This window comes from Alishewanella sp. d11 (genome assembly GCF_049390205.1).
GTDB lineage: Bacteria > Pseudomonadota > Gammaproteobacteria > Enterobacterales > Alteromonadaceae > Alishewanella.
In genome coordinates this window covers 2,513,635-2,528,308 of sequence record NZ_CP186547.1, presented here as the reverse complement: position 1 = coordinate 2,528,308, position 14,674 = coordinate 2,513,635, and the positions used below count along the sequence as shown (strand labels likewise).

Below are 14,674 nucleotides of genomic sequence, written 5' to 3'. Positions count from 1 at the left end.
TTGCCCACCGGATTCAATTATTTAGCGTCTCTATTGGTTAATATGGCATCTACTAAGCCATATTCCAAGGCTTGTTGTGCACTTAAAAAGTTATCGCGCTCAGTATCTTTGCAGACTTGCTCATAACTCTTGCCACTATGCTCTGCCATCAAACGGTTAAGCTTTTCTTTAATATGTAAAATTTCCCGAGCGTGAATTTCAAAATCCGTCGCCTGACCTTGGAAGCCACCTAAGGGTTGATGAATCATCACGCGGGCATTTGGCAAGCAATAGCGTTTACCTTTAGTACCACCTGATAATAAAAAGGCCCCCATACTCGCCGCTTGGCCAACACAAACCGTAGCAATATCAGGTTTAATATAGCGCATAGTGTCGTAAATAGATAAACCTGCAGTAACAGAACCACCTGGCGAATTGATATAAATATAGATATCTTTTTCCGGATTTTCCGACTCAAGAAATAATAATTGCGCCACAATCAAATTGGCCATGTGGTCTTCGACTTGGCCGGTCAGGAAAATAACCCGTTCTTTCAATAAGCGGGAATAGATATCATAAGAACGTTCGCCTTTAGCGGTTTGCTCAATAACCATGGGCACTAAGGCACTAACGATGTCATTCATGTCGCGAGACATTGGCATAATCTGGGATCCCTCTGCGGTAGCGGTTTAAATACTGGTGAAAAGACGGTACCTGAAAAATAAAATGGCCCGAACAAGTGTCCGAGCCATTAAAACCGTCACGCGCTAAGAAGTCAATCTTAGTTAGCGGCCTTTGGGTTCATAATTTCGTCAAAGGCTGCGGTTTGCTCAGTAACCTTAGCCGCAGCAAGTACCACGTCTATGGCTTGCTCTTCTAATGCCACATTACGCATACTCTGCATTAATTCTTTATTGGACTTGTAGTATTGTACAACTTCAGCTGGATCTTCATAAGCAGACGCTACGTTATCAATCAGCTCTTGTACTTTAGCTTCATCCACTTTCAGCTCGCTGGTCTTGATGATTTCGCCCAATAGTAAACCTACTTTTACGCGATCTTTGGCTTGCTCTTCAAATAAAGCAGCTGGTAGTTCAGGTAATTGCTTAGGATCAACATTCTGACCAAAACGCTGTAATGCTTGCTGACGTAATACATCGACTTCGCTAGCAATTAACGCTTTTGGTACTTCAACTTCGTTAGTCGCTAATAAGCCTTTGATGACTTGCTCTTTCACTTTACCTTTGATGGTTTGTTTCAGCTCACGCTCCATGTTTTTACGCACTTCGGCTTTCAACGCATCCACAGTCGCTTCAGCTAAACCAAATAAGGCAGCAAACTCATCGTTTAACTCAGGTAATACTTGGGCTTCAACTTTGTTTACCGTAACGGCAAAACTTGCCGCTTTGCCTTTTAAGTTTTCAGCATGGTAATCTTCAGGGAAGGTTACTTCGACAGTGGCGGTCTCGCCAGCGGCTTTGCCAATAACGCCTTCTTCAAAACCTGGGATCATGCGACCTTGACCTAATTCCAGTACGAAGTTAGAGGCTTTGCCGCCTTCAAACTCTTCGCCATCGATTGAGCCAACAAAATCCATCGTTACACGATCACCTGTTGCCGCAGCAGCGTTTTTATCTTCCCACTTTGCGTGTTGTTTACGCAGAGTTTCTAACATGTTGTTCAGATCATCTTCTGAAATTTCAACTACTGGCTTGGTCACTTCCACTTTGTCTAGGGCAGCAACAGTTACTTCAGGGTAAATTTCAAAGGTCGCAGTAAAAGCTAAATCTTTACCGGCTTCTAATGCGCCTGGTGCAAAAGTTGGGGCGCCAGCAGGCGTAATTTTGTTAGCAATAATAGCTTCGTAAAAAGAACGTTGCATTTGCTCAGAAGCCACTTCTTGAAGTACGGCTAAACCAAAACGCTTTTGGATAATAGAAATTGGTGCTTTACCTGGACGGAAACCATCAATACGCTGACGTTTAGCCAATTCACGTAGACGGTTTTTTACTTCTGAATCAATATTTGCAGCTGGCACAGTAATATTTACACGGCGCTCTAAACCTTGGGTGGTTTCAACAGAAACTTGCATCGTTTTACCTCAAATTCAATGTCAGGCGCCTCTAATACGCCGTAGTGTGATGGCCGGGTGTCGACAAACTTAAGATGAACCTGACCTGTTATAAATTGGACGCGGCATTATAGCGAGCTATAACCCGCGAGTCGAGCCCCAGATTTAATGCTCAGCCGAATACTTTTAACCTGTTGTCAACAAACAAAAAAACAGGCTTCAACCTTAAGCTGAAACCTGAATTAAATATATAAAGCGAGCGGTTACTGACGGACTTGCCCTACCCCTGTTACCACATATTTCTCGGTGGTTAAGGCTTCTAAGCCCATAGGCCCATAAGCATGCAATTTACTGGTAGAAATACCAATTTCGGCCCCTAAACCCAACTCGCCACCATCCGAAAAACGCGATGAGGCATTATGCATCACGACTGCCGTGTCTACTGTCGCAATAAATCGATCGGCATTCGCTTGATCTTCGGTGCAAATGACTTCGGTATGCTGACTACCAAAGCGATCAATATGCGCTAAAGCCGCATCCAAGTCAGCTACGACGCGCACGGCAATCTCTGGTGCTAAATACTCTTGGCCAAATTCTGCTTCAGCAATCGGCGAGGCGCCAGCAAAGTAGCGAATACTATTCGCACACGCATGCACTTTAACCTGATGCTCAGCCAGCGCCCGAGCTGCCATTGGCAGAAAATCGGCCGCAATAGCTTGATGTACTAGTAAGCCCTCTAAGGCATTACAAACGCCTGGGCGCTGTACCTTACCATTTAGCAATAAATTAAGTGCCATCGCCAAGTCAGCACTTTGATCGACAAATAAGTGACAAACGCCTTTAAAGTGCTGAATAACCGGGATCCTGCTGTGCTCAGTGACAAAACGAATCAGTCCTTCACCACCGCGTGGGATCACCAGATCAATAAACTGATCTTGCTTTAATAAAGATAACAACAAATTACGGTCTGGATCAGGCACAATGCTTATGACTGCATCCGGCAATCTATGTTCGGCTAAGGCCTCACGCATCGCCGCAGCAATAGCCAAGCTGGTTTTAATAGCTTCACGGCCACAACGTAAAATTACCGCATTACCCGATTTAAAACACAATGCTCCCGCATCAGCGGTGACATTTGGACGCGCTTCATAAATCATACAAATAACCCCAAGCGGAATACGTCGCTTGACGATATTGATACCATTTGGGCGCTGTTCTATCTGCCGAGTTTGGCCAACAGGATCTGTGAGACGAATAATTTGCTCTATGGCGCTCGCCATGGCGTCAATACGGTCAGCTGTGAGCGTTAACCGATCTAACATAGCAGCACTGGTGCCATTAGCCTCGGCTTCAGCGACCTCAGCACGGTTTTCTGTCAAGATGATCGGGGTAGCCTGCCGAATTTTATCGGCAAATGCTTGTAACACCGTATTTTTTTGTTCTGTACTTAAGGTAGCCACCGCTTTGGCAGCATCGGCAGCTGCTGCGGCTAAGGTTGCCGCGATATCGGTACTCATACTTTCTCCAATAACATCATTTCACTTCGATGGATCACGGCATTGCTGCCATTAGGGCAATAACCAAGGCAACGTGCAATATGCTGACTTTTTTGCCCCTTTATTGAAAACAACTCACTGGCGCTAAAGCGGCTTACACCTTTGGCAATACTGCGTTTTCCAACCGAGCAGCGCACAATAACCGCGTCTCCGGATTCAAACTCACCGGTGATCTTTACTATACCACTGCTTAATAAAGAAGCGCCATGCTGACATAAGGCAGCTACGCAGCCATCATCAACCCAAATTTCCCCTTTAGCACGTAAAGTATGCCGAACCCAATGTTTTTTAGCCGGTAACGGATTTTGCTGGGCATAAAAAATAGTCCCCGGATTCTTGCCCGCTAAAAGACACTGAAATGTATCAGGCTGATGACCATCGGCAATTAAGGTATCAACGCCATGAGTAGTAGCTTTCTCTGCCGCTTCTATTTTGGTAAGCATGCCGCCAGTTCCGACCGCAGAGGCCGAACCACCTGCTAAAGCATAAATCTCCTGACTAATTTGCCTGACTTCAGGAATTAATTTGGCATGAGGATCTTTGTTTGGATCAGCAGTGTAAAGACCATTCACATCTGAACAAATTATCAAAGCATCAGCATGGCAAACTGTCGCAACCATCGCCGCCAGATTATCATTGTCTCCTACTTTGAGTTCTTCAGTAGCAATGGTGTCGTTTTCATTAACGATAGGTAACACGCCGTGATCAAGTAACCGACGCAAGGTATTTTGTACATTGACATGCCTTACCCGATCGCTTAAATCACTATGGGTTAGTAACACCTGAGCACACGGAAAATCAAAACAGCGGCTCCAGAAATTCATCATTTCGTTTTGGCCAACGGCAGCCATAGCTCGCTTGAGCGCTAACGGAACTCGATGATGTTGAAAATTAAAATGATGACGACCAGCGGCAACACTGCCCGAAGAAACCAGGATTACTTCCCGGCCAAGAAGACGACACTCGCGGATAAATTCGGCAATGGGACGCAAATATTTTTCACTGCATCCTTCATTGTCTGGCGCTATTAGGGCACTGCCGACTTTCAGTACGACCCTACGCCAAGCTGGGTTTAACATAACTCCTCCGTTGTGTGAACCGGGATCCATACTAGCAAAAAATGTAACTAAGCACCACCCGACTTACCATCTTAGAATTTATACAGCACTGAGCCACCATAAAAATAAGCATTACTATTCAATATATTAAAGATTTTACCCGAATTTAAACTGTGCTATACAAGCAAGAATAGGCATTAAAAACTGTAATAAAATTACAGTTTTAGACAGGATTCCGTTATGCTTTTCAGGCGTGAATGGAATTGGGTCAATAATCAGGTATCATTTTGATGAATAGTCGTTATAACAGAGCTTCCCTGCTGCTGTTACAAAAATGCTTACTTAATTAGTTCAGCGTAATAGAACCGCCAGGCTGCTTGCAGCCGATAATGCACACCTAGCCGCCGTGAACCCATCCTTGGGGGCTTATCCTTTCGCATCCCTGCGAAAGACGCCAGGTTTAGCATTATCGGCTCGCTGCCTGGCTATATTATTGGCTTCGAAAAGATCGGCAAAGCTCAGCAATATTCGAACGAGGTGGTAAACGCATAGTACACTTTGACCGAGGGCGTGTTTTTCATGGATGAAAAACAGGAGCCCCCATGGATGGGTTCACGGCGTCCCTCGGCAAAGTTGTACGGTGCGTTTAGCCACCGGATGCACAAAACTAAAATTTACTTAACTCAAATAAACATTAGCTTAGATGGAAGCATACACAGCGTGCCCCGACAAAGTTATACGGCGCGTTTAGCCGCCGGATGCATCAATATAGAATCGGCTTTCATAACTAGTTTAGCGTAATGGCACCGCCAGGCTGCTTGCAGCCGATATTGCACACAAAGACGCCGTAAATACATCCCTGTAGGCTCCTGTCCGGCATCCATGCCGTACACGCTTTGTTTAGCAATAACGGCTCGCTGCCTGACTACATTGGTGTTTTTTAACCCATCGCAAAATGATTTCCTAACAGTTTTCCTATCAGATTATTGCCCATTTTTTGATGTAATACGAAAGTCGAACGAGGTGGTAAACGCACAGTACACTTTGCTCGGGGAGATGTTTTTCAGGGATGAAAAACACAAATTCGTCGAGAACGAATTTGAACAGCGCTTGCGCTGGCCCGAAGGGCAAACTTCAGGATGAAGTTTGTAACCTTACAGGGAAGGGTTCACGGCGTGCCCCGACAAAGTTGTACGGCGCGTTTATCCACCGGATGCAGCAATCCAGAATCTGCGTAACGTTAAGAAACTGCAGATTCAAGCTCGGAGCAACGCCCTTAGCTGGGTAGTAATTTTCTCCACCGGCTTCGAGGATCACATCCCTGTGCCCACTCAGCCTGCGCAGCATCCCTGCTGCTGTTACAAAAATTCTACCGCAGCCAAGGGCTTAAATGAGATTAGTGAGCAATCAAGCCAAACAAAAATCAAACGAGGTGGTAAACGCACAGTACACTTTGACCGAGGGCGTGTTTTTCATGGATGAAAAACAGGAGCCCCCATGGATGGGTTCACGGCGTCCCTCGGCAAAGTTGTACGGCGCGTTTAGCCACCGGATGCACAAAACTAGAATTTACTTAAGTCAAATAAACAGTGTCAAATAAACAGTAACTTAGATGGAAGCATACACAGCGTGCCCCAACAAAGTTGTACGGCGCGTTTAGCCACCGGATGCACTAATCCAGAATCTGAAAATTTTTCAAAATACAGCAGAATAAGGTTTAAAACATTTGAATTGAAACGTTCAGGAGATAAATCAATAGTGCAGAATTTGTACCAGCGGCGAGTTGGAGTAAAAGTACCCAAACCAAGTGCGGTAAATGTATGAGTCTAAGTGAAGTCTAACTTTGGGAGAATGGTCGGTGATGCAGGATTTGAACCTGCGACCCCTTGGACCCAAACCAAGTGCGCTACCAAGCTGCGCCAATCACCGAACAAAGGGGGATGGGGTGGATGATGGGGCTCGAACCCACGACAACCGGAATCACAATCCGGGGCTCTACCAACTGAGCTACAACCACCACAATTTAAAACATTAACGCCTAAATGGCGCGCCCGATAGGATTCGAACCTATGACCCACGGCTTAGAAGGCCGTTGCTCTATCCAACTGAGCTACGGGCGCACATGTCAAACGCCTAACAGGGTTGGAGATAGTGGTCGGTGATGCAGGATTTGAACCTGCGACCCCTTGGACCCAAACCAAGTGCGCTACCAAGCTGCGCCAATCACCGACATCGTTGCACTGCTGCAACGGGGCGGAATATTAACGCTCGCCATGCATAGCGTCAAACCTTTTTTTTGTAATTCGTACTGATTGGCTATTATTTGAACCTAAACTAACTATTCCAGCTGTTCAACCAGTGAAGATGGCGTTATTTCGACAGCTGTGCGAAAATATTGGCCTTTTTACTTCGCGGGAAATCAGCAGGCATGACAGCACAAATAATTGATGGCAAAGCCGTTGCTCAGGCAACGAAAGACAAAGTTGCAGCACAGGTTAGGGCAAGAATTGCCGCCGGAAAACGCGCCCCGGGGTTGGCTGTTGTGCTGGTTGGGTTAGATGCGGCTTCACAAGTTTATGTTGGTAGTAAGCGTAAAGCTTGTGAAGAAGTCGGATTTCATTCTGTATCCTATGATCTCCCTGCTGATACGCGCCAAGCACAATTACTCGATCTTATCGATCAGCTTAATAGTGATAACACTATAGATGGTATTTTAGTCCAACTGCCACTGCCTGCGGGACTTGATGCTTCTGCAATTTTAGAGCGCATTCACCCCAACAAAGATGTGGATGGTTTTCACCCCTATAATATTGGCCGTTTAGCACAGCGGATGCCTGCGCTGCGCCCTTGTACACCTAAAGGCATTATGACCTTATTACAAAGTACGGGCGTCAGCGTAAAAGGAATGGATGCCGTGGTAGTCGGTGCTTCTAATATTGTAGGCCGTCCCATGGCCCTAGAATTACTGCTCGCCGGTTGCACGACCACCGTTTGCCATAAATTTACCAAAAACCTAGAACAGCAAGTTCGCCGTGCCGATTTATTAGTGGTTGCCGTAGGCCGTCCCGAGTTTATCCCTGGTGACTGGGTCAAACCAGGGGCGTTAGTGGTCGATGTCGGGATTAACCGTCTTGATAGCGGTAAACTGGTAGGTGATGTCGATTACGCCAATGCGGTAAAACATGCCCGCTATATTACGCCAGTACCTGGCGGTGTAGGCCCCATGACAGTGGCGAGCTTAATTGAAAACACGCTAGAAGCCTGCGAGCTGTATCACGACGCTAAATAGACTAAGGGCTTAGCAACCATATAAACGCTTTGCCTGGATCATTGTCAGCTAAATACTTAGCTTTGTTCTATTTAGAAAAAATAAAACCGCCTGTTGGCGGTTTTATTTTTTGGTACAACCTTATGCTTTACGCCAGCTGGTAACACCATTTTTATCTTCAACAATAATGCCTTTCGCCGTAAGCTCCGCTCTGGCTGCGTCCGCAGCTGGCCAGTCCTTGGCGGCACGCGCCGCATTACGTTTAGCAATCAAAGCTTCAATTTCTGCCACATCATCAACCGAGGCTCCGCTTTGTAAAAAGCTTTCAGCATCACCCTGCAATAAACCCAATACACCCGCTAACAGGTTTAATAAGCCTGCTAGCTCAGCCGCTTTCGTGGGTTCCGTTTCTTTAAAGCGATTAACTTCACGCGCCAGCTCAAACAGTATGGGTAAAGCTTCTGGCGTGTTAAAGTCATCATCCATCGCCGCTTTAAAACGGGCGATATAGGGGCTGTTTAAATCAATACTCTGGCTTGGCGTGATATTACGCAGTGCTGTATATAAGCGTCCCAGCGCGGCATGCGCTTGCTCTAAGTTTTCTTTAGAGTAATTGAGCTGACTACGATAATGGCTAGATAACAAGAAATAGCGCACAGCTTCTGCATTATACTCAGCCAGTACGTCTTTTACGGTAAAGAAATTACCTAACGACTTAGACATTTTCTCTTTATCTACCTGCACCATGCCAGTATGGATCCAAGTATTCACATACTTATGACCGTGGGCACAGGTCGACTGGGCAATTTCATTTTCATGATGTGGAAACTGTAAATCAGAACCGCCACCATGAATATCAAAATGCTCACCTAAATGTTTAGCACTCATCGCTGAACATTCGATATGCCAACCAGGGCGACCATTGCCCCAAGGCGATGCCCAATAAGGCTCGCCAGGCTTAGCCGTTTTCCACAGCACAAAATCTAACGGATCATCTTTATTATCCGCCACTTCAACTCGAGACCCCGATTGCAACATCTCTAAGTTTTGCTGACTTAGCTCGCCATAAGCTTCATATTTACTTACATCGAACAACACATCGCCATCGGCTGCTGCATAGGCATAGCCTTTACTGATCAATGTTTCAATCAGACTAATAATTTCAGCCATATGCGTCGTTACCCGCGGCTCAATATCAGCCGGCAATAAGCCTAGCGCATCAAAATCGGCATGCATGGCTTCGGTAAAACGCGCCGTTAACGCATCACAACTTTCCTTGTTTTCTGCAGCACGTTTAATGATTTTATCGTCAACATCGGTAATATTACGCACGTAAGTGACATCGTAACCACTAAAACGTAAGTAACGATTAATCACATCAAAGGCAACATAAGTGCGGGCATGCCCTACATGACAGTGATCGTAAATGGTGATGCCACAGACATACAAGCCGACTTTCCCCGGAACTATAGGTGTAAAAACTTCTTTTTGGCGGTTTAAGGTATTGTATATCTGTAACATTATGTCCTCTGACAAACTGTAGGTAGCTAACTTAGCACTAGGTTGATTAGTTTATCATTGGCAGCGCACTGCCGCTATCCTTGCTTTATGATTTACGCACAGTGCGCTAGAATAGTGGACTTGCAATCATAAGGATACAAACAATGGTCACTTTACATACCAACTATGGCGTTATTAAATTAAATTTATTTGCCGACAAGGCGCCTATTACTGTCGAAAATTTTCTGAGCTATGTGCAAGACGGCTTTTACGATAACACCATCTTTCATCGGGTAATTGATGGCTTTATGATTCAAGGCGGCGGCTTTACCCCTGATATGGATCAAAAAGAAACCAAAGCCACGATTAAAAATGAAGCCAATAACGGCGTAGCGAATAGCAAAGGCACCATTGCTATGGCACGTACCAGTGATCCGCATTCAGCTACTTGTCAGTTTTTTATTAACGTAGCGGATAACAGCTTCCTGAATTTCAGTGGAGAGAATTCTCAAGGTTGGGGTTACTGTGTATTTGGTGAAGTTACCGAGGGCATGGATGTGATCGACAAGATTAGAAAAGTTCGCACAGGTCGTTTCGCCGGTCATAGCGATGTACCAGTTGATCCTGTGTTAATTGAACGCGCAGAAGTCACAGCTTAACCTATGCCACACACCCTGTTTATTGCCGACTTACACCTATCGGCGCAAAGGCCTGATATTACGCAGGCCTTTTTAACTTTTTTACAGCAGCAGGCCCCTGCTGCTGACGCTCTCTATATCTTAGGGGATTTATTTGAGGTATGGATCGGTGATGATAATCCCGAGCCGTTACTGGACACTTTGGCGCAAGCAATCAAACAACTTAGCCTGCAGGTTCCCGTGTACTTTATTCACGGTAATCGTGATTTTTTACTCAAGCAGGCCTATGCGACTAAAGCAGGCATGACACTGCTCCCCCCTCACAACGTCATTGATTTATACGGCACGCCTACGCTGATTATGCATGGCGATAGCCTATGCACTTTAGATCTAAAGTATCAAAAATTTCGGCGCTGGTGGGATCAACCTTGGTGGCAGTCACTGATACTGTCCTTACCGCTTTGGTATCGCCAACGTCTGGCAGCAAAAGCCCGAGCCAAAAGCGCACAAGCAAAAACCAGCTATCAAACCAGTGGTAGTGCTAGTATTATGGATGTCACACCCACTGAAGTCCCGCTAGTAATGGCACACTATGGTGTGCAACATTTAATCCATGGCCATACCCACAGACCGGCGGTACATGATTTAATGGTCAAGGGTCAAGCAGCCCAACGTTATGTGTTAGGCGATTGGTACAGCCAAAGCAGTTACTTAAAAGTGTCGACAACTGACTGGCAGCTGTTTTTTACGCCCCTACCGCCGCACTAAAAGCCAGAGGCTGGCCACTGTGAAATTTAAAATCGGTATCCGCTGCATTAATTAGCTCCGCTTCAACTTTGCCGAAAAACGCCACACGCTCACTGATGGCATCTCCGGCAATTTGCTCAGCTAATTGCAGGTAATCCTGATAATGGCGAGCTTCGGAACGTAATAATGACAGATAAAAAGCCCCTATATCCGCGGGTAATAATGGGGCTAATTTAGCAAAACGTTCGCAAGAGCGGGCTTCAATGTAAGCACCACAAATTAACTTATCGACCAAGGCGTTAGGTTCAAAAGTGCTGACATGACGCAGTAACCCTTTAGCATAACGACTCGAGGAAATCTTATCGTAAGGTACTTTATACTGCTGCATCACTTCTAATACCTGATAAAAATGATGTAGCTCCTCTTTAATTAGCAGTACCATCTTATCGATTAACTCTTGCCCAAAGCCAGAATCGGCTTTAGGGATCATCGATTTTTTTAACTTGATATCAGCCAGCGCTCGCCAGTCACCCTGTTGACGATAAGTAAAATCTTCATACGGTTTTAGCCATTGTAATAGCGCTTCACCACTTTGCTCATCCACCGCGTAACGACGAATTAAGTACATCGCAGATTGAGCCGCTTTTAGCTCACAAATCAGATGATCGGTTAACAATATCGGTAACTGTGCCGGTTGTTGCGCGACATCCAGCCAAGTCACTGGCGTTTCGCATTGCAAAAATTGTTGAATAGGCGCGAGGAGTTGCTGGTAATCGATAGATAGCATAAGGTTAAGTACTCTTTAAAAGCTAGCTATATTGTACCTTAGCTATAATTTAAGCTCTAGCCTCTTCTGATTGCCACCTATACCTCTGAAAAGATAACAACACTGCCATAGATTGCCGTTTATTATCCGTTTAAATTTTCATCAGCCAACTTGACGAATCCACAAAAATAACCCATACCTTTAGTAAGGAGTAAATTAATAATTTACTCCAATTGGGGTGGGCGAGAAACACGTTGTTATGATCGTAGAAAGGTATTTGACTCTTAGATCAGAGTAAGTATCGATAAATAGTGCAGTTATAAGGATAATAATTATGATACTAAACCATTTATGGGGCTTATACGCCCATCCAAAAGAAGAGTGGCATACTATCGATGCCAGACATGAAAGCTTTCGCTATAGCATGATTCACATTTTATTAGTGGCTTTGATCCCCACAGTCTGTGCGTACTACTCAGCCGTTTATTTAGGTTGGAGTATTGGTGTGGGTGATAAGATTTATTTAACCGCCAACAGTGCACTGATGCTTTCAGTTGCTATGTATATCGCCTTAATCGCTGGAGTATTTGCCCTAAGCTTACTGGCGCATTGGATGGCGCATACTTTTGGCGCTGAGCCCACCTATACCCAAACGCTAGAACTTGCTGCGTATACCTCAACCCCCCTTTTTATGGTCGGCTTGGCGGCACTTTATCCAGAGTTATGGTTTGTGATGTTGGTTGGCTTAGCGGGTTTAGCCTACTCAGTCTACTTATTATATGTTGGCGTGCCGATATTGATGCATATTCCTGAAGAGCGCGGCTTTATTTATGCAAGCTCAGTGGTAACTTGTGGTTTGATCTTACTGGTCACTGTGCTGGCGGCCACAGCCATTTTATGGAGTTCGGGTTATGGCCCGGCATTTACCCATTAATTATGGTTATTTTTGAAATTTATTAATTATAAAAAGACAAGGTAGTAAAACGGCTGCAATTGCAGCCGTTTTTATTAGCAACAGTTAACCTTCATTATAGGTTTCTAGGTTGGCAGCCATCGCCATCACGGAAGCAACTTTTGCATCATCGCTGCGCATCTGATCTAGACGGTTTAGATAATCCTGATCGATATCATTTGTTACATAATGGCCATCGAATACCGAGGTTTCAAAGCGACTTATTGCTTGATTTTCACTGCGCACAGCGGCAATTAGATCGGGTAATGATTGGAAAATCAAACCATCGGCACCAATAATCTGGCTAATACTCTCAACGTCATGACCGTGTGCAATTAATTCTGTAGCCGATGGCATATCAATACCATACACATTCGGAAAACGAATTTCAGGCGCTGCAGAAGCAAAATACACTTTCTTTGCTCCAGCTTCTCTAGCCATTTCAATAATTTGACCTGAGGTCGTGCCACGTACTATTGAATCGTCCACCAATAGCACATTTTTACCTTTAAACTCTTGCCAAATGGCGTTGAGTTTACGTTTAACTGACTTTTTACGCTGTGTTTGACCAGGCATAATAAAAGTGCGGCCAATATAGCGATTTTTCACAAAACCCTGACGATAAGGCAATGCCAGTACATTGGCTATTTCCAGTGCCGCATCATTACTGGTTTCAGGAATTGGAATAACCACATCAATATCTAAATGCGACCACTCACGCTTAATTTTTTCACCTAAATAGGTTCCCATTGCTACCCGCGAGGCATAAACGGAAATATTATCAATGGTGGAATCGGGTCGTGCAAAATAGACATATTCAAAAATACATGGCGTATAGCTGGGGTTTTCAGCACACTGATAGCTGTGCAATTCTCCTTGCTCGGTGATATACACGGCTTCGCCTGGAGAGATATCTCGTAATACGGTAAAACCATCCGCATCTAAGGCAACGCTTTCTGAGGCCACCATGTACTCGGTACCTAACTGGGTTTCACGCTTCCCCATCACTAAAGGACGAATACCATTTGGATCGCGAAAAGCAATTAAACCATGCCCTATCACTAATGCAACAGCAGCATAACCGCCCCTGACCTTACGATGCACATTCGCAATGGCTTTAAAGATTTGCTCAGGCAGTAAGTGCATATTAGGTTGCAAAGCAAGCTCATGTGCTAACACATTTAATAAGACTTCAGAATCAGACGTAGTATTCACATGACGACGCGCCAAACGAAAAATTTCGTCTTTGAGTTCATGGGCATTGGTCAAATTACCATTATGCGCCAGAGCAATACCAAAAGGACTATTGACATAAAAAGGCTGAGCTTCGGCTGTGCTTGAAGAGCCCGCAGTAGGATAACGTACGTGACCAATGCCAATGTTACCTGCTAAGCGCTGCATATGCCGAGTTTCAAACACATCCTTAACTAGGCCATTCGCCTTACGCAAGCGCAAGGTATTATTATCAACCGTTACGATACCGGCAGCATCCTGCCCGCGGTGCTGTAACACTGTCAGACCGTCATACAGCGCCTGATTTACGGGATACTTACCTACGATACCAACAATACCACACATTGATTCATCCTCGCCGGTTATGGCTTTTGCATAAAACTAGAATGGTTTTTTAAATACTCAAAAAACCACTCAATGATAAAACCGAATTCTGGAATTAAGCGCGACTGAGACCACCAGTCAGCAGCTGCTGCCGGAGTAAAAGCATCAATAAAAAATAACACTGCACTTACCACTAATACACCGCGCAAGGCACCAAAGACTAGACCTAGTACCCTATCGGTGCCTGATAGGCCAGTGGAGTGGACCAGTTTACCAATTACATAATTAACTAAAGCCCCGACTAACAAGGCACAGATAAATAAGATGGCGATAGCCGAAGCATTTCGTAGGGTCGAATCGGAAATTTGCGTGAAAAAACTGGCGAGATAGGAATAGTAAGAGCTTGCGATAAAAAACGCCGCGATCCAAACGGTCAGCGAAATAGCCTCTTTAACGAAGCCTCTGACCAAGCTAATCACAGCTGAGAGCGCTATGATGGCCAAAATGACGATATCAACCCAACTCATTTGCTACCAAAGGATGCTTAATGACGGCGCGCATTCTATCAAATTGCCGAGGTAA

The 14,674-nt window shown here is 45.0% G+C and carries 12 protein-coding genes and 4 tRNA genes; 4 read left to right on the top strand and 12 right to left on the bottom strand.

What is annotated here, in order from left to right; all coding sequences use genetic code 11:
- Positions 1–17 precede the first annotated feature (17 nt).
- The 8 genes from clpP to ACO1PK_RS11540 all read right to left on the bottom strand — a co-directional run bounded on the left by clpP (position 18) and on the right by ACO1PK_RS11540 (position 6,893).
- Positions 18–623 carry an ATP-dependent Clp endopeptidase proteolytic subunit ClpP gene (gene clpP, locus ACO1PK_RS11575; RefSeq protein WP_423188208.1) on the bottom strand — a complete coding sequence of 202 codons (606 nt, stop codon included), beginning with the start codon at positions 621–623 and terminating at the stop codon, positions 18–20.
- 137 nt (positions 624–760) lie between these two features.
- Positions 761–2,071, bottom strand: a complete 1,311-nt coding sequence (gene tig, locus ACO1PK_RS11570; RefSeq protein ID WP_423185777.1) for a trigger factor — start codon at positions 2,069–2,071, stop codon at positions 761–763.
- A 242-nt stretch (positions 2,072–2,313) separates the two neighbouring features.
- The gene (locus tag ACO1PK_RS11565; RefSeq protein WP_423185776.1) at positions 2,314–3,567 is read right to left on the bottom strand and encodes a glutamate-5-semialdehyde dehydrogenase; all 1,254 of its coding nucleotides are present in this window, start codon (positions 3,565–3,567) and stop codon (positions 2,314–2,316) included.
- Positions 3,564–4,685, bottom strand: a complete 1,122-nt coding sequence (proB, locus tag ACO1PK_RS11560) for a glutamate 5-kinase (RefSeq protein ID WP_423185775.1) — start codon at positions 4,683–4,685, stop codon at positions 3,564–3,566. Before proB ends, ACO1PK_RS11565 begins: the two co-directional genes overlap by 4 nt.
- A gap of 1,831 nt (positions 4,686–6,516) precedes the next feature.
- Positions 6,517–6,593, bottom strand: a tRNA-Pro gene (locus ACO1PK_RS11555).
- A 12-nt stretch (positions 6,594–6,605) separates the two neighbouring features.
- Positions 6,606–6,681, bottom strand: a tRNA-His gene (locus tag ACO1PK_RS11550).
- A gap of 26 nt (positions 6,682–6,707) precedes the next feature.
- A tRNA-Arg gene (locus ACO1PK_RS11545) sits at positions 6,708–6,784 on the bottom strand.
- A 32-nt stretch (positions 6,785–6,816) separates the two neighbouring features.
- Positions 6,817–6,893, bottom strand: a tRNA-Pro gene (locus ACO1PK_RS11540).
- Between the two features lie 199 nt (positions 6,894–7,092).
- Here ACO1PK_RS11540 and folD point away from each other — a divergent pair.
- Entirely contained in the window at positions 7,093–7,953 is an 861-nt protein-coding gene (gene folD, locus ACO1PK_RS11535) for a bifunctional methylenetetrahydrofolate dehydrogenase/methenyltetrahydrofolate cyclohydrolase FolD (protein ID WP_423185774.1), read from the top strand.
- 120 nt (positions 7,954–8,073) lie between these two features.
- On the opposite strand, the gene cysS is transcribed toward folD, so the two are convergent.
- Positions 8,074–9,453: a cysteine--tRNA ligase gene (gene cysS, locus ACO1PK_RS11530; RefSeq protein ID WP_423185773.1), complete on the bottom strand. Its 1,380-nt coding sequence runs from the start codon at positions 9,451–9,453 to the stop codon at positions 8,074–8,076.
- A gap of 143 nt (positions 9,454–9,596) precedes the next feature.
- On the opposite strand from cysS, the gene ACO1PK_RS11525 reads away from it, so the two are divergent.
- Entirely contained in the window at positions 9,597–10,091 is a 495-nt protein-coding gene (locus ACO1PK_RS11525; RefSeq protein WP_423185772.1) for a peptidylprolyl isomerase, read from the top strand.
- Positions 10,092–10,094: 3 nt separating this feature from the next.
- A complete protein-coding gene (locus ACO1PK_RS11520; RefSeq protein ID WP_423185771.1) occupies positions 10,095–10,838 on the top strand; it encodes a UDP-2,3-diacylglucosamine diphosphatase in 744 nt (247 codons plus the stop codon).
- Here ACO1PK_RS11520 and miaE read toward each other — a convergent pair.
- The gene (miaE, locus tag ACO1PK_RS11515) at positions 10,816–11,604 is read right to left on the bottom strand and encodes a tRNA isopentenyl-2-thiomethyl-A-37 hydroxylase MiaE (protein WP_423185770.1); all 789 of its coding nucleotides are present in this window, start codon (positions 11,602–11,604) and stop codon (positions 10,816–10,818) included. The two genes, ACO1PK_RS11520 and miaE, sit on opposite strands and share 23 nt — an antisense overlap.
- A 313-nt stretch (positions 11,605–11,917) precedes the next feature.
- Between miaE and ACO1PK_RS11510 the strand changes: the two genes are divergently transcribed.
- On the top strand, positions 11,918–12,517 hold the full coding sequence (locus ACO1PK_RS11510) for a Yip1 family protein (protein ID WP_423185769.1): 600 nt from the start codon (positions 11,918–11,920) through the stop codon (positions 12,515–12,517).
- 84 nt (positions 12,518–12,601) lie between these two features.
- Here the strand turns inward: ACO1PK_RS11510 and purF are convergent, their stop codons facing one another.
- Positions 12,602–14,113, bottom strand: coding sequence for an amidophosphoribosyltransferase (purF, locus tag ACO1PK_RS11505; RefSeq protein WP_423185768.1), 1,512 nt, complete (start codon positions 14,111–14,113; stop codon positions 12,602–12,604).
- A 17-nt stretch (positions 14,114–14,130) separates the two neighbouring features.
- The gene (locus ACO1PK_RS11500) at positions 14,131–14,619 is read right to left on the bottom strand and encodes a CvpA family protein (protein ID WP_423185767.1); all 489 of its coding nucleotides are present in this window, start codon (positions 14,617–14,619) and stop codon (positions 14,131–14,133) included.
- Positions 14,620–14,674: the final 55 nt, after the last annotated feature.